This is a genomic window from Halorhabdus sp. SVX81, assembly GCF_029207715.1.
Taxonomy (GTDB): domain Archaea; phylum Halobacteriota; class Halobacteria; order Halobacteriales; family Haloarculaceae; genus Halorhabdus.
Genome location: NZ_CP104322.1, coordinates 566364 through 585968, shown reverse-complemented (window position 1 = coordinate 585968; position 19605 = coordinate 566364). Strand labels below are relative to the sequence as shown.

The window sequence follows — 19605 nt, the reverse complement described above, 5'->3', positions numbered from 1 at the left end:
CGGAGCGCTGTGTGGCCACTGGGTGGACGACCAGTCGGGGGCCAGTTGCCGCCGCGGACCGACGTGGGACGTATATTCGAATGGAAACGTCAGTTAAACAGAGTGGCAAGTTTATCTGCGCCTGTACGTTGTAGGTAGGCATGCGGCTGAAGACGGCGCTCAACGAATACAAGGGGGAAAGCGGGCGTTTTCCCGACGAGAGCAAGACCATCGAGGGATCCTTTTCGGGGTACGAGGACCGATTGGTCCACGTCCAGCCGGACGGATCGATACGGGATTACTCCTCGCCGCTGTCGGGGCTGTACGGCCTCGATCGCTCGCGGCTTGGGATCGAAACGGCGGAGGGCGTCCAGTGGTTCGACGACCTGGAGACGATCCGCCAGCATTACTACCGGGACACCAGGCTCGTCGAGACGGAATACGACGCGGGTGCCTACACCGTCCACCAGTACGACCTGACACTCGGGCGGGCCCACGTCACCCACGTCGAACTTCGGGGTGCCGTCCCGGAAGCGGCCAGCCTGGTCGCCTTCCTCACGCTGGCCCCGGAAGGCAAGGAGGGGGGCGTCGGAGCGTTGATCCACGACGACGGCGGGCCCGACGGCACGCGGGCGCTGGAAGTCTATCACCGGCGCGAACACGATTACCTGGCGGCCTCGACGGGGCTCGAATCGATCAAGGGCCAGCGCCCCGAGCAGTTCGAGGAGATCCTGGGGGATGAGCCGGTTTCGTTCCCGCGCGGGACGGCGACACAGGCCTACGACCAGACCCGCCTCAGCGGGGACTTCCTGGTGAGTGCACCCCTCAAACGGGCCGGCCGGAGCAACCGGACGACGCTGGTGAGCCAGCTCTCCGATCACGCCGAGATCAACCGGGGGACGGCGCTTGCGGATCTCCGCAATTGTGCGCGCGAGCACGCGAGCGCTGACGCCCTCCGGGAAGCGGCCCGCGACCGCACCTTTGTTACCGTTCCCCAGGAGACGCCCCGTTCGTCGCTGGTTCGGACGGACATGCGAGTGCTTGACCTGCTCGAAGCGAAAGACGGGGGCCACATCGCAGCCCCGGAGTTCGACACGTTCTTCGCCAATTCAGGAGGCTATGGCTACGTTTGGTTCCGTGACGACGCCGAGATCGCTCACCGACTGCTTGCGGCCGGGGACCGCCTCCAGATGGACGTTCTCGACGCACTCCAGCGCAGCGCCCGCTTTCAGTGCCGCCAGCAACTTCCCGACGGGACCTGGCCCCACCGCGTCTGGGCCTCGGACGGCTCGCTAGCACCGGGCTGGGCGAACGCGAACGTCGAACACAACGACGAGTCCCTGGAGTACCAGGCCGACCAGACCGCCTCCGTGACGGCGTTCCTGGCGACGCTGCTTCGAGAGCGCCAGGGCGACCTCGAGGACGACGTGACCGTTTCCATCCGAGAAACGATCGTCGAAGCCGTCGACGCGCTGGTGCGGGACATCGACGACAACGGGTTGCCATCTCCCTGTCAGACACTCTGGGAGGACGCCACCGGGCAGTCACTCCACACGGCAGCCACCTATATCGAGGCGCTGTCGTCAGTCGCCAGAGCACCGATTCGAAAGCCGATCCGCGAGCGGGCACTGAGTGGAGCCGAAGCGGTGTTGTCCGGGCTCTCGACTCTCTGGGACGACGAGATGGGGGCCTACGTGATGCGGCTGGACGACGCCGAACCCGACCGTCGGCTCGATAGCGCCGGGCTGGCGCTGGTCGAGGCGGTCGACGCGTACGATCACGTCGAGGGGACGATCCTGGGCGAGGAGTTGGTCGATCGCCTCGAAACTCACGTCGAGACGACGATCGGGACGCTGTATCGGGATCCTGACGGGAGTCCGGTCGCTGGTCTGGCCCGGTACGAAGGCGATCAGTGGCGTCGTGACGACCAGGGCCACGAGAAGATCTGGTCGGTCTCGACGAGTTGGGGGGCGGTGGCCGCCGCGAAACTAGCCGTCCTGCTCGACGCGCACGACCGGGACGGTGATCGCTTCCTCGACCAGGCGGCCGAGCTCTACGAGCTACTCGACGAGGACGGGGCACTAACGACGGAAGCAGGCTACCTCGCCGAACAGGTCTTCGACAACGGCGACCTCGACAGCGCCGCACCGCTGGGATGGGCACACGCATTGCGGTTGCACACAACAGCGCTGCTCGACGACCAGGCCGCACTCCCGGCCCGAACGGCGATCGAGGGACCGGACGAACAACCCACCTGGACGACCGGCGAGAAACTCGGGCTGGTGACCGCGGCCGACCACGATACCGCCGACCCCTCGCGCGTCTGGTCGACACTCACCCGCGGAGCCCTCACGGAAGTGCGATTCCCGCGGGTCGACCTCATGAACGTCCGGACGCTTGATTTCCTGGTCCGGTCGGCGGACGGCGAATACACGATCCGAACCCACAAAGAGGACCGTCGCTCCGAAGACACCCTAGAACGACGCGTCGAGCCGATAGACGACGAATCGCTTCGGTTCCGTCACGTCTTCGAGGAGGGGGGCAACGGCCAGGGCCATACCTGGGAACTCACCGTCGAGTACGTCACCGATCCCAGCCACGACGCCCTCGTCGCCGACGTGTCGTTCGAGGCGACCGACGACACCGAATACGAGATTTACGCAGTCACGGACGTCGCACTCACCAATACGGCCGTGGCCGACCGGGGGATCAGACTCGGCAACCGGGGCGACCATCACCTGGTCGCCCGCGATCCGACGGGTTACACCGGCGAGACCGACGGCACACTGTTGGCTGACGCCGATGGGGAGGCGTACTCGGTGGCGATCGCGATGGCAGCGGCAAGTCGCTTCGAGTGGGCGACAGTCGCCACGGCCGGCAGCGAGGAACTCCGGGCGCTGTACCGTGACGGCGAGTTACCGCCGGCCCGAGAGACTGTCGACGGCGAGAACGTCGTCCTGGTTGGCCGGCTGGGGACCGGCACCCGAACGGCCGGGACGATCGCACTCGGATTCGCCCGGCACGCGGATACGGCTGCCGCGCTCGGTGAGGCCACTGGCGCGCTCGAACGCGGCTTCGGGACCGTCGGCACGGCCTACGACGACACCTGGCGGACTTTCGTGGCGGACAAGCCCCTCCCCGGGGCCGTCGCGGACGACGAGACGCTTGCCGCCCAGTACCGCACGTCGCTGATGAGTCTCTACGCCGTCGAGGACAAGACCTTCCACGGCGCGTCGATCGCCTCGCCATCGGTTCCCTGGGGCGAGGCCGTCCCCGCCGACGAACCGAAAGGGTACGGCTACAACTTCGTGTGGTCACGGGATCTCTATCAGGTGTTCACCGTCTTCGAGGCCGTCGGTGCGCTCGATATCGCCCAGGCCCAACTCGAGTACATCTACGAGTACCAGCAGGACGAACGTGGTTTTATCCCCCAGAACACCTACGTCGACGGGCGGACGCGGTGGGGTGGCGAACAGATGGACAACATCTCGTTCCCGCAGGTGATGGCCTACCAGCTCGCCAACCAGGGGATCGGCTTTGCCGACACCGATTACGACTACGTCAACGTTGCCCGGTCGGCCGACTACGTCGCCCGCAACGGCCCCGACTCCGCCCAGGAACGTTGGGAGGAAGAGTCGGGATACTCGCCGTCGTCGATCGCAGCCGAGATCGCCGGGTTGACCTGTGCGAGTCAGCTCGCTGCCGAGACTGATCACGACGCCGACGCGCTGGTCTGGCAGGCGGTCGCCGACGAGTGGGCGAGGTCGGTCGACTCCTGGACCGCGACGACGACCGGGACGGATCGGCACACGACGACACCGTACTACGTGCGGGTGACGGCCGACGGCGACCCGGACGCCGGCTACCTCCGGACGCTGGCCAACGACGGACCCACACTGGACGAACGCGACGTCCTCGACGCCGGCTTTCTGGAGCTCGTCCGGTTGGGCATCACGCCCGCCGACGATCCCGTGATCGGGAACTCACTCGTGGAAGTCGACGACACGATCCGCGTCGACGTGGGCGAGGCCGCCGGGTTCTATCGGTACAACGGCGACGGCTACGGCGAGCGCGAGCGGGGTGATAAGGGTGCCCCCTGGTCGGTCGAGCACTCGGGGAAGGGGCGGCTATGGCCGCTGTTGACGGGCGAACGCGGCGAGTTCGAGCTCCATACCGAGACGGACCTGGGCGCGGCGGGGTGCCTGCGGGCGATGGCCACCTTCGCCAACGAGGGGCGGATGATCGCCGAGCAGGTCTGGGACCGGGATGTCGAAACCGACTACGGCTGGGAGTTCGGCGAAGGGACCGGGTCGGCGACGCCGCTGGCCTGGGCGATGGCCCAGTACGTCCGGCTGGCCCACGGTATCGACGCCGGCAAACCCGTCGAGACGCCCGAAGTCGTCGCCGACCGATTCCGCGAGCGGGGCCTACACGACGCCGAGCGTCCCGACCTGCGGGTCGAAACGACGTTCCGCGGCAACAGTATCGAGGTCTTCGGCGAGACCGACGGGCAGGTAGTGGCAGTCAAGAGCCCGGTGGATTCGACGCGCATCCGGGTCGAAGATGGGACCTTCGAGGGAACGCTTGACGTAGACCACGGCGAGAGCCGACTGATCGTCGCCGCCGCGAGCGACGATTCCCTCAGCGACGCAACGACAGCAGTCCGCCGGCTCCGAATCTGAGCGAGGGCCGGCCCACGCGCTTTCCGATCAGTTCGGTCGTCGACACGCCACCGGCGCACGTGCGTCGCGCACGGCAGGTATATACCAGTCCCGGGCGAAGTGTCGATATGGTACTAGAAAACCTGACACTGTTCGAGGTCCACCTCGACAACGCGAGAATCGGCCCCGGCATGGCCAACGAGGACGAACCGGAACCCGAAGCGACCGTCGCGGACGAGGCTGCCGACGCCGACGACGGTCGATCGATCGGTCGGCTCGTGATCGCGAGCATCGTGGTGTCGATCGTCGTTTCGGTGCTCGCCTGGGCACTCACTGACGAGGATGAGCAACCCGACGTCGCTATCGACGCACCCGAAGAGACTGACAGCCCTGTCGACGTCGCGGTAGAGGACTGAGACGGGACGACCAACAGCCGACCTCCGGAGAGCGGTCGTGGGCTATAACCGATCTTTGATGGCGTCCGGTTCGTACTGCAGGGAAAGTTCACGCGAGCGCCCGCGGCCATCGACGCTCGTATAGCTGGTCTCGATCAGTCCGAGTTGATCGAGTTTGTTGATGATCTCCGAATACCGGGTGTACCCGAGATCAGTCTCCTCGTTGAAAGTCTCGTAGACGTCGCCCGCGAGTTCGCCCTCGTGATCGGCGATCACCGCCAGCAGGGTACGCTCGCTGTCGGAGAGGCCCGTGAGGTGCCGGGAGAGGTGGACGTGCTTGGATTTCTCGAAGGCCGCCTCGACGTCCTCTCCCTCGATGTGTTTGCTCGCACGCATCTCGGCGTTCAGCCCCGCCCGGCGCAACAGGTCGATGCCGACCCGGAGGTCCCCGCCTTGCTCGGCGGTGAGTTCGGCCACGCGGTCCAGAATCGGCGCGTCGACGACGCCTTCGTGGAACCCACGCTCGACGCGCTCGTCGAGGATATCGACGATTTCGGGCTCGTCGTATTTCGGAAAGTAGACTTCCTCCGGGCGGAAGACACTCTGGACGCGCCCGTCCAATTCCTCGATAACGTCCAGATCCAGGTCCGAGGAGACGACGACCACGCCGATCTTCGCCCCGGAGTGGGCCTCGTGGGCGCGAAGGAGCGAATAGAGCGTATCCGAGGCCTCCCCCTCGTAGAAGAGATAGTTGACGTCGTCCAGTGCGACGGCCAGGACCTCGCCCTCGTCGACGAGTTTCTCGGTGATCTGGCCGAACAGTTTCTTGAAGGAGATGCCACTGGCCGGCGGTTCGTACTCGAAGACGCTCTCGAAGAGCCGCGAAAACACCGCATACCGCGTCGAGTCGACCTGACAGTTGACGCGGGCGACCCGGACGTCCGTCTGGGAGCCGAGTTCGCCGTAGAGTTTCTGGACCGCCGTCGTCTTGCCCGTCCCCGGCGGGCCCCGAGCGATGACGTTCAGCGGGCGGGAACCACGCACCGCGGGCCGGAGGGCGTATTTCAGGCTCTCCATCTGGCTCTCGCGGTGGCGAAACGTCTCGGGGACGTAGTCGATTTCGAAGACGTGCTCGTCCCGGAAGACGGATTCGTCCCAGGAGAGCATCCCCTCCTCGGGGTCGTCGGTCATCGTTTGCAGGACGCCCCGGACGCTACTTAACTCTTGGCGGGTGGGTTCCGGAAGGGGTGTATTCGGGACGGAGACGGTGCTTCAAAAGCGAGGGGTCAGGAACCGCGCGCCCGCTCTTTCAGCGCCTCGAGATGGCCACGCTTCTCGGCGAGGACGAACGCGACGAGCACGACGCCGACGATTGCAAGCACGGCCGATTGCATCGTCAGCGCACCGAACAGGCTCTCGATGATGCTTCGGATCGCCTCGCCGACGCCGGTGCCGGACAGCTCGTCCTCGGACGATTCGAGGGCGGTATCGACGAGATCCAGTACCGGAGCGTTCGCGAGGATCCCGACGGCAACGCCGACAATGCCGGCGACCAGCAGCGAATACCCGGTCGTCGAAACCGTCCGGTGGATCGACCGGGTGATGGCGTAGACGACGCCGACCAGTGCCAAAAAGAGGAGTCCCAGGACGAGTCCGAGCGAGCCGACCAATCCGACGCCGCTCCGGACAGTCGAGAGCGCGTCGGCCCCCTCGCCGGTGACGTTCCCGAGTGCGATGCGATCGTCGACCTGGTCGTCGATCCGGTCGCGGAGTTCGGCGGCGAGTGACGCTTCCAGGGCAGCCTCGGCGTCGTCACGCTGGCTGGCGTACGCGTCGTACGTGAGATCAGGGTCAGTCAATCCATCGACGACTGTGTTTTGCAGCGCGATGACATCATCGAGGGTGTCCCCTGACACGTCATCGCCGTACTCATTCCGGATCCGATCTGCGGCATCCGCTTTGACCTCTGTCCCGGCGTCTCTGAGTTTGTCGTCGAGTTCACGGTCGAACGAAGCCGCCAGGGCGGCTTCGTCGGCGTCACGCTGGCTTGCGTACTCGTCGTACGTCCGATTTGGTCGCGTGAGCCCGTCGATGACGGTATGTTGCAATGCGGTGATGTTTGCCAGCGTCTCCGCGGAGACGTCGTCCCCGTACTCGGATTGGACCTCCGCGGCAGCGTCCGCCTTGATCTCTTCGTTGACATCTCCGAGCCGGTCTTCTAACTCAGTGGTGAGGGATTCCTCCAGGGCAGTCTCGTCGGCATCGCGCCGGGTTGCATACTCGTCGTAGTCGGTGAGATCGGGGTCGGTCAAGCCGTCGATGACTGTATTCTGGAGGGCAACGATGTCACCAAGCGTCTCGTTCGAGACTGAGTCCCCGTAGTCAGTACGGGCCTGCTCGGCGGCGTCCGTCTTGATCGCGTCGTTGGCCTCCCGGAGCCCATCGTCGAGTTCGCGACCGAACGAATCCGAAAGCGTGGCTTCGTTGTCGTCGCGTCGGGTCGCATAGTCGTCGTAGTCGGTGAGATCGGGATCGGTCAGCCCATCGATGACCGTGTTCTGCAACGCGATAATGTCATCGAGCGTCTCTTCGGTGACGTTATCCCCGTAGTCAGTACGGGCCTGGCTGGTCGCACTCGCCGTGAGTTCGGTATTGATCTCCCGCAGGGCGGAATCGACCTGAGCGGACGTCGCCATCGGTGGCAGTTCGTCCCGGACCTGGTCACGGATGTCCGACCGGACCGCCGCGTATCCGTCCGACCCGTCGTTCAGCCGCTCGATCATGTCGTTAGTGACGTCGATGTCGGCAGTGTCGGACTCGAAATCGATCTCCCGGGCGATGTCGACCGTCTCGACGACGACCGTGCCGTTGCCGTCGACGTCGACGGGGAACGCCGTAAGTGCCTGTGAGCGGACCTCGACACGAACGGCGTCGTACCCGGACTGGTTTGCGTTCAGCCGGGCGATCATCCCGTCGTCGATCGCCACATCGTCCTGACTCGACGTGAAATTAGCCTCCTGGCTGATATTGACTGTATTGACCGCAACGCTGCCGTCGTCGGCGATTGTCATGGGAATATCCGTCTGTCGGAGTGCTTGGGATCGAATATCGACCCGGGCGTGGGCGTACCCGGACTGGTTTGCATTCATCCGGAGGAGCATCGCGGTGTCGACCGTGACACCGTCCTGTTCCGCGTCGAACGCCGTTTGTCGAAGGAACGTGGCAGTATCGACTACGACAGATCCGTTGGCATCGAGAGAGACCGGAACGTCCGCCCCCTCGACAGCCTGTGATCGGAGTTGGATCCGGGTCTGCTCGTAGCCCGCCCGGTCTTCGTTCAGCCGGGCGAGCAGCTCGCTGTCGACCGTCACTCCGGCCGTCGTCACGTTGATCCCCCGTTCGTTCGCCAGGGCGACCGTGTCGACGGTGATGGTGTCGTTCGCGACGTACTCGCCCAGCGACACTTTGACCGGAACCAGGTCGACCTGGAGGGAGAGCTTCGCGGTGTCACCCTTCAGATAGGCGAGCAACTGGTCGATGTTGGTGGCGAACTCCCCGGCGACGTACGCCTCCGTCAGTGCCGCCTCGGCGGCGGCTTGACCGTCGATATCGAAGGTGATCCCCGCCGGAATATCGTCGGCTCGTTGTTCGAACGTGTCGTCTAGGTCCCCGCTGATCCGCTCGCGGCCGTCCGCCGCCACCGATTCGTAGACACCCTCGTCCTCGAACGTCCCGGCGATGTGATCGCTGTTCAGAATCGTCCCATTGACCGCGAAGGCGGCGCTCGCCCCGGCGATCGAGAGGACCATCACGATCGCCACGACGACGGTAGCAACTTGTTTGAGTACGCTCATGTTCGATACCCCGTGGATGGACACCCGACAGTCACTGATCCGGACATAGTACCCTCATTATCAATTAACAAGATTTCGGTCTACATAGACGTTGGGTATGGAGCGGATAGCTGTGCAGCGTCGGGGAGCCACCGCACACGCGACTTGACGGTCTCCACCCCTCGGGTGGGCGTGCGCTCGCTACGTGTCAGGGGCGGCATCGACCCGAAGTGCGAGCCACCGATAGGCCGACTTCGTCGATGGGTCTGCCGGTGGATCGCCGCGATACACCAGATAAGTCAGCCGAAGGTCGTCCCCGGCGAACGGAGGCGTGACCGCGTGCTCGTGGTGCCAGGTCTCGTTGTGAGAGAGCGGGACTGTGAATCGGTCGAGTTCGACGGTCCGATCCACGTGGATCGACACGGCACCCGATCGAGTCGCATTCTGTCGGATCCGATCGACCTGGGCCGACTCGTTCGTGAGCAGCGTCACGTTCTGGAGTTCCACCACGACCGTATAGTCGGTCCGTTCGTGTTCGTGGTTGGAGACACCGACGATCAGTGACTGTGGCTCGCCGACCGTGAAGTTCGTCGGGTAATTGTCGGCGACGAGGTCGCCGTCGTCGGATTCCGTGAGCAAATACGTTGCAGTGAACCCGTCGCCCTGTTTGGGGACGGCGACGGCGTAGGCGACACTGGCTGTCGCGAGCAGAATGCTCACGATAAGGAGGACGTTCAACGCGGCGTCAGTCCGACTGTCGGGAGCGAACAGTTCCGTTCTGGCCAGTTCGGTCCACTGGCGGTACGGGACTCGAAGGCGTTGCTCCTGTGGAAGCTTCCGGCGTCGGTACGCGGCGATGATTGTCATCACGACAGTGAACAGGCTGACTGTCACCATGATCGGAACGGGACGGATTCCGAACGGCGTAACGTTGAGCACGAGTGCGAGCAGCGGAACGGCCGCGGTACTCAATCCAACGGAGAGGACGACACGTTCGATTCCGTCGATCCCCCAGTCAGTCGTGGATCGAGGTCCGTCCGGCGTCTCGGCCCTCTCCTCCGCAGGCCGCTGACTACGTTCCGGGAACAGTGCCGCGATGAACGCGTACCCGGGAACAAACAGAACAAACGGAACCCCGAACACAACGAGTGGTGTCTCCCGCAGAAAGGGGAGAAAGACAACCACGTTGACCGCGACGACGGACGTAAAGACGAACGCCAGATCGAACGGAAGGCGTCGGACTCGCTCGGGCAGCAGTAACCGCCAGTCCGAACGTGATACCATACCGGAAGGAACTCGGTGAACGTAAATAAGATGGTCGGTTGTCCGGCTACCCGGAACTGAACGAACCGACCAGCGGCCCACATTGTGAGATCCTGTAACGTATGAGAGCGGATTGATCGCGTTCGAGATGCAGTTGATCGGACAGGAATCGGGACGAAGCGTGCCGATCAGTGACCCCGGACGCCGAAACGTGATCGGCCCATCAAGCCGACGTAGTCCCTCGGTTGACATGCAAGCGATCGTTTGCGCCCATCCCCCAAATAGACGAATTGATATTTAAATCCGATATTAGCATATTTCGTATACAAGTCCTATCACGTGAAATTAGAGTATGTGTATTCTGGCAAATACCCCACTATAGAACAAGTACTAAATACATTCATTACTAACATATCGTCAATGAGTTGGTCTCCCCGCTCAACTCGAGATCCGACGTTCAGTCGGTCACAATGTCGTGCACCCCTGACGCCGAGAGCCAGTCAGAGAGAGCCATTATCGGTTGTTTACGGGAGAATTATCGGGCAACACAAGCCAAGTGAAACCCGGCTGCTGCTCGGAAAACAGTACCAACAGCCAGCAACGCAAGACCGAATCAATGACATCGTGTTGCCAGTAGATCGTCGCGGGGCAGTTGGGTCGACCAGTCGCCTTTCTAAAGCGGTATATTTGTCAATATTATCAAAAGGCGGTGTCCGAAAACAGAGACCCCAGTGACTGCACACGAGAAACAATGAAATTCCAGGATATATCCGAGCACGAAGCGGGGAGCCCCGATTCGATCGTCGATACCTTCTCCCAGGAACAGACAACGACTGACAGCCCCGTTGTTGGCATTCAATTCAGGAAGACCACCGACCTGGACCGGCTTGCCGGCTCAATTCTACGGGCCCAGCAGGCAAACCACGACGTGATTATCTACTCCTCGGTAACGATTCCTGACCTGATCAAGGATATCATTGCCCAACTCGAGGTGCCAGTGATCCAACCGGAGAAACGAGCAGATGCGGACCCTGTCGACCTCGTTACGTTGTTTGCACGGACGACGGGCTATCCTGGAGTCCTGCTCAAAGATGATCTCGAATACAGGATTGACTTCGAGAGAAGTGCCCAACGACTGCAGACCGGAGCAGACTATGTTATCGAAGCGTCATACGAACCGCCGCTCCCCCCTGAGCCACACGTTCTGGTCGGAATCCCGGCCTACAATGAACAACAGGCGATCGCCGATGTGGTCGCGAATGCACAACCAAACGCCGATGACGTACTCGTCGTCGACGATGGAAGCGACGATCGAACGGTGGAACGGGCGGACAGCGCCGGGGCGACAGTTATCGAACACGAAACCAACCAGGGTTACGGTGGCGCGCTGAAGACGATTTTCGAGAACGCGTCGCGAGTAAACGCTGACTCGCTCGTGATCGTCGATGCCGACGGACAGCACGACCCGGAGGAGATCCCGGCGCTGGTCGAAACACAACAGGCAACCGACGCGGAAATCGTCATCGGCAGTCGATTTTCCGACGGAGGCTGGACCGATGCGCCGCTATACCGGCGCTTCGGACTCGGCGTCGTAAACATATTGACAAACCTGAGCCTGGGCGTGGTTCGACCGGCGTCCTGGATCACGGATACCCAGAGCGGGTTCCGGCTGTATTCAGGCGTCGCGATCGACAGCCTGGCGGACGCTGACGATATCGGCGACACGATGAGTGCAAGTACGGACATCCTGTACCATGCCCACCACAATAACTTCGATATCGAAGAAGCGGGGGCCGAGGTGAACTACGACGTCGAAGACGCGAGCAATATCAACCCGATTTCACATGGGATCACGCTCGTGATGAATATTCTACGGACCATCGAGCAGGACCGGCCGGTGACGATTCTGGGGATCCCCGGATTCTGTCTGTCGCTGCTTGGCATCGGGTTCGGCTACTGGACATTCTCGAACTATATCGCCACCGGAACGTTTCCGATGGGGATCGCAATCGCATCCGTGTTCTTCGGATTGGCAGGTGTCTTCGCTTCATTTACGGCGATTATCTTACACTCGCTGAACCAGCACCTCGATTAAACGCACCGAGACGATATGAGTGAGACTGAGCGTGACCTTCGCGACTGGCCACACGAACAGACAGTCTATCTGACGCTCGATTTTGAGTGCGATTTCGGCACGGCGCTATCGGAGAACCGGTATGGAGCCGTCGAACACGTTGATCGGCTCGTTAACTTGCTCGAAACACACGGAGTCCCGCTGACAACGTTCGTCCAGACCGAACTCCTCGAGGTCAAGCCGGACGTGGTTGAGACCTTACAGACGAGTCAAACCGAGGTGGCGTTTCACCCACATTCCCACACGCACAGACCACGGTCGGAATCATCGATCGGCACGGAACTCACACGAAGTACGGAGCGCTACGTGGAGTTCTTCGGGGAGCAACCGACTGGCTATCGGTTTCCGAACGGGAACATCACACCGGCCGATTATGAACTGTTGGCCGACCACGGGTACCGGTTCGATGCGAGTGTGTTTCCGTCGTGGCGGCCGAATCACTTCGACAACACCGATCTCCCGACCCGCCCGCATGTACTCCCCGACGTTGGACTCGTCGAGATCCCGTTTACGGTATACGCTGATTCCGTTCGGATCCCGACGGCCCTTTCGTACGTCCGAGTCCTCGGCAAACCGTTTGCCGTACTCCTCGAACGCAGGCCACCGCGGACGCTGATCTTCAACGTTCACATGCACGACCTGGTGACGCCCCCCTCCTACAGCGAGCTGTCACCGCTGTACAAGACGATCTATGCGCGGAACGACCATGGGTTCGAGCTGCTGGATCGATTTCTCCGACGCAGTAGACAGGCCGGGTATGCCTTCGAAACACTCGACGGACTTGCGGATAGCTTACAGCCGAACGGGACCGACTACTCCAGATAGCCGATCTGCGCTAGCCGGTCCTCCACGTCGTCGGTGAGCGCTTCGCTTGCCCCGTCCTGGGTACGCAACGGCGGACGGTGCGTGACATCACGTGTTCCAGGGTCACTGTCGGGTGTAAACACGGCATCCACGACCCCACCGTCCATGTCGGTTGGCACAGGGTGCCCCATCCAGTGAAGGATCGTCGGCGCGATGTCCGTTATCCGGACCGGATCGAGTTCACCCGCCTGAATGTCCTCACCGTGGAACAGAACCATGCCATCCGGGACGTTCTCGCCACGCCAATTCGTCGGCTCGGACATGACTTCGTCCCGCCCCATCGCCTCACTGGTGTGAACGCCGGGGCGCTGATCGAAGATCAGGTCCGGGGCCGTCTCTACGTGCGGACCTTCATAGACATCCTCTCGGCGGTGAACCGCCCGTGTGATCGCTTCCCCGTTCAACGCCGTGGCAGCCGATAGCTCCGCTTCCAGGTCGGAGAGAATACGTTCCCGTTCCCGGTCGGTGTCCGCGACCACGTAGATCAGTCCCTGGCCGCTACCGATCGCTGTTGTATTCCCCCAGTCCACCATGTTGAGTTTCGCTTCACGAACGACGCCGTCGTCGGTCGGGAATCGCTCGATGATCGACCGTGGAACGAGCGGCCGGATGTACTTTTCGAGGTTTACCGTTCGGATAATGTTCGCGATGCGTTCCTGTGTGAGACCCGCATCGTGAAGTCTGGACGATACGCTGGTTTTTGTCGAAAGATACCCGTGTTCCGCAAGCCACGTATTGACGTAAAAGACGGTATCGATATCGGTACACCCGTGGTCCGACAGCAGGACGAGATTGTACTCACCGTCGAGAAACGGTTCCAGTTCTTCGTCGATGATCTCGTAGGCCCGCCTGGTCTCCTGTGCGTCCCAGAAGTAATGCTGGAGAACGTTGAGATGAAAGAGTGTGACGTGAAGAAACTCGAGGTCGCGTTCTTCGAGGAGTGTCCGTGCCGTACGGAGCCGCGTCCGCAGTAAGTCATAGACCATCTCGACTTCCGCGTCCGCGTTTTCGTTCGTCGTCAGTACGTTCTCGGGATGGACGCGATAGTCGAACCGCTCTTCGATCTCCGCCTCCAAGGTCTCGGGTATCGTGTAGTGTTGCTCCCTCGATCGGGGACCGCCGGCGATCATGAATGCATCTATGTCCCGCGGTGGGTAGGACATCGGGAGGTTGATGACCCCGGCTGTTTCGTTTTCGTCATTGAGGTAGTCCCAGATCTCCGGAGCAATGAAGTCCGTTGCATCCGGAAGCTGCATCGTCTGGTTCTCCGTGTCTATGCGTTCCCACCAGTAAACGCCGAGCCTACCTGGGTTCTTGCCCGAAGCGTAGCACTTCCAGTTCGGGCAGGTTACCGGGGGGAGATGCGAGCGGGAAATGCCGTGGCACCCCTCGCTTTGTAGGGTGGCGAAGTTCGGGAGTCGACCCGCATCGATCCAGGGCTGTACGAGCGGCCAGTTGGAGCCATCCAGCCCGATGACAACTGTACGTGTCATTACGAACCCATTATCGGCCTAAATTAAAAACCCATCCGGTTCATCACCCAGGCGATCACGCTTCGGCGAACATATCTCCGTCTTCGTGAATCTGTTCGAGGAGTCGGACTTCCCGAGTAATGCTCTCCGCCATCGAATATTCGGCCGCAGTCTCGCGGCCGGCGGTTGCGAGTCGTTCGATCTGTGCAGGCTCACTCAGTAATGAATCAATGACCGTCGCGAGCGCTGGCGGGTCTTTTGTCGGGACGAGCCGCCCGTTTTCCCCATCCCGAAGATAATCCCGGACCCCCCATGTATCAGTGCTCACGACAGCACAACCGGACGCCATCGCTTCGAGATTAGCCAACCCGAACCCCTCGTAGAGCGTCGGAAGCGCATAAATCGCTGCGGACTCCAGCAGTTCGTGCTTTCGTTCCTCCGTGACCCATCCCTCGAAAGTGACGGTTTCCAAATCAAGGTCGGTTGCCAATCGTTCGAGGGAGTCCCGCTGCTGGCCGTCACCGGCGACGGTCAATCTGGCGTCCGGGTGGGCCGACTCAACGTATTTCCACGCCCTGAGGAGCACGTTGATCTGTTTTCTGGTGCGCAATTCCGAGAGACTCAGCACGTGTTTCTCATCGGATCGGATCGAGAACGTATATTCAGCAGCGTCGATACCGATCGGATTCGCGATGATACGATTCGAGTCAGTAGTAAAGACCTGTCTGGCTCGGTGGGCTGTCGAGAGTGAGTTTGTCGTGATAACTTCACCGCGAAAGAGCCGATACAGTTCATCACCGACAGCTGTGCCGACCTTCACCAGCGGATGATCCTTACAGGAGAACGCGAGACGTCGATAGATCCCATGCAGCTTTGTAATTCGCTGGGCGTCCCCATAGAGGTGGGCAAGGTGGAACGGAAACGGCGATGGATTGTCGTAGACGAGATCCGGAGAAACGTCACGGTATACCGATGGATACGTCCGGGGGCCCTTCAGGAAGAATTCGATCATGCTTCTGTCCGGGCCACCGCCTGTAGACACATATCGGAAGTCGATTTCGGGATGTGTTTCGCTCTCCCGGTCTGCAGGGGTCGGACAAAAAATCGTCACGGAATGGCCCGCCTCAACCAGTTTCCGGGCGATCCCCCATAATACCTTCTCGGCGCCCGTGTTCCGATAGGGCGGGCGCTTGTTGATCATCAGGATGCGCATCTGAGTACGTACAGTATTTCAGCACTGTTTGATATACCCTATGAAAGTACAGTAACTTGTCAAGATCGGGGCGATGCCTCCTCTGCGTTGCAGCCGGGATAGTGGGGCCAGATAAAAGAGCCATACTGAATTCTCCTAAATCAAAAAGAACAAATAAATCACACAACCAACAATAGGATAGTTCAAATGACCGGGTCCTCGAACAACGTGATACTCATATCATGTGACGCTCTCAGAGCAGATCACCTCGGCTGCTATGGGTACAGACGAAACACCACGCCGGAACTCGACGAGTTTGCACAGGGATCGGTGCGGTTCAGGAACGCGTATAGCGTGAGTTCCCACACCCGAGAAGCAGTCCCCGCGTTGATGACTGGCCAGTACCCGGATGTCGCGATCGATTCGAAATACCACCTCGTGTCGGATACGATCGCATCGAGGCTCTCGGAACACGGGTATGCAACCGCCGGCTTTCACTCGAATCCATACCTCTCTCGGTCCTACAACTTCGACCGGGGATTCGACACGTTTGACGACGACCTTTACCTGGGACAACACAAAATCATTGCGCTCGCTCAGCGGGCACTTGATAAGCTCCGGAACCGGCATTACGCGCGAGCGGAAGAAATCAATCGACGGGCGCTTGCGTGGCTCGACTCCATCGATACCGGGGAGCCGTTTTTCCTCTGGAACCACTACCTGGACACACACGGACCGTATAATCCACCAGCGGAATACGCTACGCTGTACGCCGACCGTGAGATCTCCGGACGGGAAGCACAACGTCTCTACAAGCGAGCTATCAACGACCCGGAATCGATCACTGACGATGAGCAACGCCTTTTGATTGACCTATATGATGGGGAGATAAAATACAACGACGAATATATCGGACGGTTTTTAGCGTCGCTTCGGGAGCGTGAGCTACTGGAGGATGCGATCGTCCTCATCACAGCCGATCACGGGGAGGCCTTCGGGGAACATGGGTGCTATGGGCATCCCCGGTATTTGCATGACGAACTCACACACGTGCCGATGATCGTGCAACCGCCCGGGAACAAAGCCAGCGTGCTCGAAGCGCCGACGAGTACACTTGATATCGCAGCCACGATACTGGATATGATTGGAAGGGACGCCGATCTCCCGGGAGAATCAGCGCTTGCGGACCGAGACGGGGATCGGCCCGTCTTTCTTCAGGTTCAGGGGGAAGACAATCACAGCCATCTCAAGCGATATGCGGTACGGACACACCAGGAAACCTGCAGGTGCGAGCGTGACTGTGGGTCCAATGCCGTCGAGTACGCGGACTGTGCCGATCAGGGATTGCGTTCCGAACTTGAAACGCACGTCCAAGAGCGGATCCGACGGGAGACTGGCGATGGGAAGCGTCCGTCTGAAAACGTTGATGGAAACATCGAGCGACGACTCGAAGCGCTCGGGTATAAATAATGACTGGCGAGCCACCGACAGTTACGTTTATCTCCCCCTGGAATCGGAATGGCGGGTTGGCAACCTACAGCCGGGCTCTCGTTCCAAAGCTCCGCAACTCATGCGACGTTGCAGTCGTCCCGTGGGACAACGAGCCGATTCATCTCCGAGGAAGCGGGATCGCGCTGTTGAATCGAACGCTGCTCAGCAATCTGTTCAGGCGCGATGTCGTCCACGTGCAGTACGCCTTCGGTCGATATCTGCTCTCGTTCCCGCTGCTGTTGGGTATCTGCATCCTGTTGCGGACCCGGGTCGTAATGACACAACACGAACGCTTCGACAACCTCCCTGCCCCAACGCTGCTGTTCCTGTATCATCAACTGCTGTACTGCTTTGTCGATACAGTCATCGTCCATACGGACGGTCGAAAGCAACTGATCTGGAAGCGACACCACCCGAAAGTGACCGTTATCGAACACGGAGTCGTCGCACGCGACAACGTCGATCGACATCCACGGGAGATCGACACGATCCTCTTGCCAGGCGGGATTCGCCCCATAAAGGGACACGAGGTTGTGATAAGTGCACTCCCGTCCATCGAGAACGTCGAACTGAGAATCGTCGGGGGCATCGGGAACGAGGAATATTTTCGCGAAATCCGGTCCATAGCCGACCAGCTTGGAGTCAACGACCGGATCGAATGGGTTACGGAGTTCGTCCCGGAGGAAACCTTATTCGAAGCATTTCAGGAGGCGGACGTGGTAGTGCTCGCCTACGAACACCATACGTCGATGTCCGGAATACTCAGCCACACGCTTAGCTGGCACGTCCCGGCGATCGTGACGGATTGTCCCGCGTTCCGGCACATGATCGAGTGTGAAGACGCCTTTCTAACCGAGAGGGATGGGAGCGCAGTGGCCGATCGAATTCGAAAGTTCGACTCCGAGCGGGAGGTCCAGAGGCGCGTCATAGATGCATTCGCCCAGACGTCCCGGCAGTTCTCCTGGGAATCGGTCGCCGGTCGCACGACAACCGTCTATGCCGGGCGATCCCAAAATGGCGAAAATCAGATCACGTCCTCGTAGAGGTCGATATACTCGGTGCAAACGACGGCAGGTCGATAGCGTTCGATCTGTTCTCTTCCCTTCCGCGCGAGGTGCTGGAGGTCATCTCGCCTCAATACGTCGGCCAACGTCGCTTGTGGCTCACCCTCGTCGAAGAGGTCATACAGCACTGCCACGTCGGACAAGACTGCTTCCGAGCTCGGATTCCTCGAACAGATGATCGGCGTGTTCGACGCCATCGCCTCTAACCACGTCCGTGAGAAGGGTTCAGTGTATCGCGAAGCATGAAAGAGGGCATCTGCACTCCGATACACAGCGGGTAATTCCGGGTATGGCGAGTATTTGAGCTCGATATCGACCTCCGCCGGGCTGGTGTCAATCAGTCGTTCGATTGTGGACGCTTGTGGGCCCTGCCCGTAGATGTGAAATTCCCAGTTGCGATGAATGTCCCGGGGAAGATCAACGAAGGCGTTCGCCGCGTGCACTGGACCTTTGTTTTCGACGAGTCGTCCCAAAAAGACGAGCGTCCGCTTCTCGTCGGCCTCCGTCCCATCGTTCTCGACGAAGAACTGGGGATCGACTAAATTGGGAATGACGGAGATGGTATCCACAGCGTAGCCACACCGACTGAGAACGTGTTTCATACCCTCGTTTTGAACAGTGATCGCATCGGCCCGTTTCGCCATGGACCGACCGAGGTACTCAAGGCCAACCCGCCCGATCCGTCGGATCCCGGAATAGCCGGCCGTCCCCGCATATCGATACACTTGCCGCGGATTTGACGGTGGACACCCGTCTTTCAAAAACTGTGTCGGGTCGACACAGACCCACATGTGGTTGTTGATGGTGGCTACGACTGGCGGGGAAGCGCGTGCGACGACGGCGGGAAGATGACCGGTGTTATAGGAATGAACGACATCATACTCCGCCAAGTCTGAAAGTGTATGAAGGACGCTCAGGTTCTCCCCGATCTCCTCGGGAACGGGATAGGCCCCACCGCTTGGATGTTCGTACCGGTTTGATGAGATCCGGTTCACTTGCCGGTCGTCCCCGTTGAGAACAAAGACGTCAGTAGAGACATCCTGCCGCCGTAGTTCATCGACGATGAGTTTGCTGCTGATGCCCGCACCCCCAATATTCTTCGGCGGGTATTCAGCGGTGACGAATGCGACGTTCATGGAACCACTCAATCAAAAAGGCAGATTCAATGACTGTAACTCTTCCTCTTGCTCCCGGACGATATTGAACAACGGGGTGGGAGCTGGCGCCGACCACCATGGAGATGGCCGTCGCGCGATG

The 19605-nt window shown here is 60.7% G+C and carries 12 protein-coding genes; 6 read left to right on the top strand and 6 right to left on the bottom strand.

Features of this window, described 5'->3' with window-relative positions; all coding sequences use genetic code 11:
* Nucleotides 1-140: 140 nt before the first annotated feature.
* Both SVXhr_RS02800 and SVXhr_RS02795 read left to right on the top strand, forming a co-directional pair.
* Nucleotides 141-4661, top strand: a complete 4521-nt coding sequence (locus SVXhr_RS02800) for a glycoside hydrolase family 15 protein (protein WP_275739229.1) — start codon at nucleotides 141-143, stop codon at nucleotides 4659-4661.
* 107 nt (nucleotides 4662-4768) lie between these two features.
* Nucleotides 4769-5056 (top strand): hypothetical protein, encoded by a 288-nt coding sequence (locus tag SVXhr_RS02795; protein WP_275739227.1) that lies wholly within the window; start codon nucleotides 4769-4771, stop codon nucleotides 5054-5056.
* Between the two features lie 42 nt (nucleotides 5057-5098).
* On the opposite strand, the gene SVXhr_RS02790 is transcribed toward SVXhr_RS02795, so the two are convergent.
* The 3 genes from SVXhr_RS02790 to SVXhr_RS02780 form a co-directional block, all read right to left on the bottom strand.
* Entirely contained in the window at nucleotides 5099-6226 is a 1128-nt protein-coding gene (locus tag SVXhr_RS02790; RefSeq protein WP_275739225.1) for an ORC1-type DNA replication protein, read from the bottom strand.
* Nucleotides 6227-6321: 95 nt separating this feature from the next.
* Nucleotides 6322-8889 carry a hypothetical protein gene (locus tag SVXhr_RS02785; protein WP_275739223.1) on the bottom strand — a complete coding sequence of 856 codons (2568 nt, stop codon included), beginning with the start codon at nucleotides 8887-8889 and terminating at the stop codon, nucleotides 6322-6324.
* Nucleotides 8890-9069: 180 nt separating this feature from the next.
* The gene (locus tag SVXhr_RS02780) at nucleotides 9070-10152 is read right to left on the bottom strand and encodes a DUF1616 domain-containing protein (RefSeq protein ID WP_275739221.1); all 1083 of its coding nucleotides are present in this window, start codon (nucleotides 10150-10152) and stop codon (nucleotides 9070-9072) included.
* A gap of 730 nt (nucleotides 10153-10882) precedes the next feature.
* Between SVXhr_RS02780 and SVXhr_RS02775 the strand changes: the two genes are divergently transcribed.
* Both SVXhr_RS02775 and SVXhr_RS02770 read left to right on the top strand, forming a co-directional pair.
* Nucleotides 10883-12226 carry a glycosyltransferase family 2 protein gene (locus SVXhr_RS02775; protein WP_275739219.1) on the top strand — a complete coding sequence of 448 codons (1344 nt, stop codon included), beginning with the start codon at nucleotides 10883-10885 and terminating at the stop codon, nucleotides 12224-12226.
* Nucleotides 12227-12241: 15 nt separating this feature from the next.
* A complete protein-coding gene (locus tag SVXhr_RS02770) occupies nucleotides 12242-13090 on the top strand; it encodes a polysaccharide deacetylase family protein (protein WP_275739217.1) in 849 nt (282 codons plus the stop codon).
* Here the strand turns inward: SVXhr_RS02770 and SVXhr_RS02765 are convergent.
* Together SVXhr_RS02765 and SVXhr_RS02760 are read right to left on the bottom strand one after the other, a co-directional pair.
* Nucleotides 13078-14622, bottom strand: coding sequence for an alkaline phosphatase family protein (locus SVXhr_RS02765; protein WP_275739215.1), 1545 nt, complete (start codon nucleotides 14620-14622; stop codon nucleotides 13078-13080). The two genes, SVXhr_RS02770 and SVXhr_RS02765, sit on opposite strands and share 13 nt — an antisense overlap.
* A 55-nt stretch (nucleotides 14623-14677) precedes the next feature.
* The gene (locus SVXhr_RS02760; RefSeq protein WP_275740857.1) at nucleotides 14678-15802 is read right to left on the bottom strand and encodes a glycosyltransferase family 4 protein; all 1125 of its coding nucleotides are present in this window, start codon (nucleotides 15800-15802) and stop codon (nucleotides 14678-14680) included.
* Nucleotides 15803-16000: 198 nt separating this feature from the next.
* Between SVXhr_RS02760 and SVXhr_RS02755 the strand changes: the two genes are divergently transcribed.
* Nucleotides 16001-17263, top strand: a complete 1263-nt coding sequence (locus SVXhr_RS02755; RefSeq protein ID WP_275739214.1) for a sulfatase — start codon at nucleotides 16001-16003, stop codon at nucleotides 17261-17263.
* A 56-nt stretch (nucleotides 17264-17319) separates the two neighbouring features.
* Nucleotides 17320-18327, top strand: a complete 1008-nt coding sequence (locus tag SVXhr_RS02750) for a glycosyltransferase (protein WP_275739212.1) — start codon at nucleotides 17320-17322, stop codon at nucleotides 18325-18327.
* Here SVXhr_RS02750 and SVXhr_RS02745 read toward each other — a convergent pair.
* Nucleotides 18309-19484, bottom strand: coding sequence for a glycosyltransferase family 4 protein (locus tag SVXhr_RS02745; protein ID WP_275739209.1), 1176 nt, complete (start codon nucleotides 19482-19484; stop codon nucleotides 18309-18311). The genes SVXhr_RS02750 and SVXhr_RS02745 overlap by 19 nt on opposite strands.
* Nucleotides 19485-19605 lie beyond the last annotated feature (121 nt).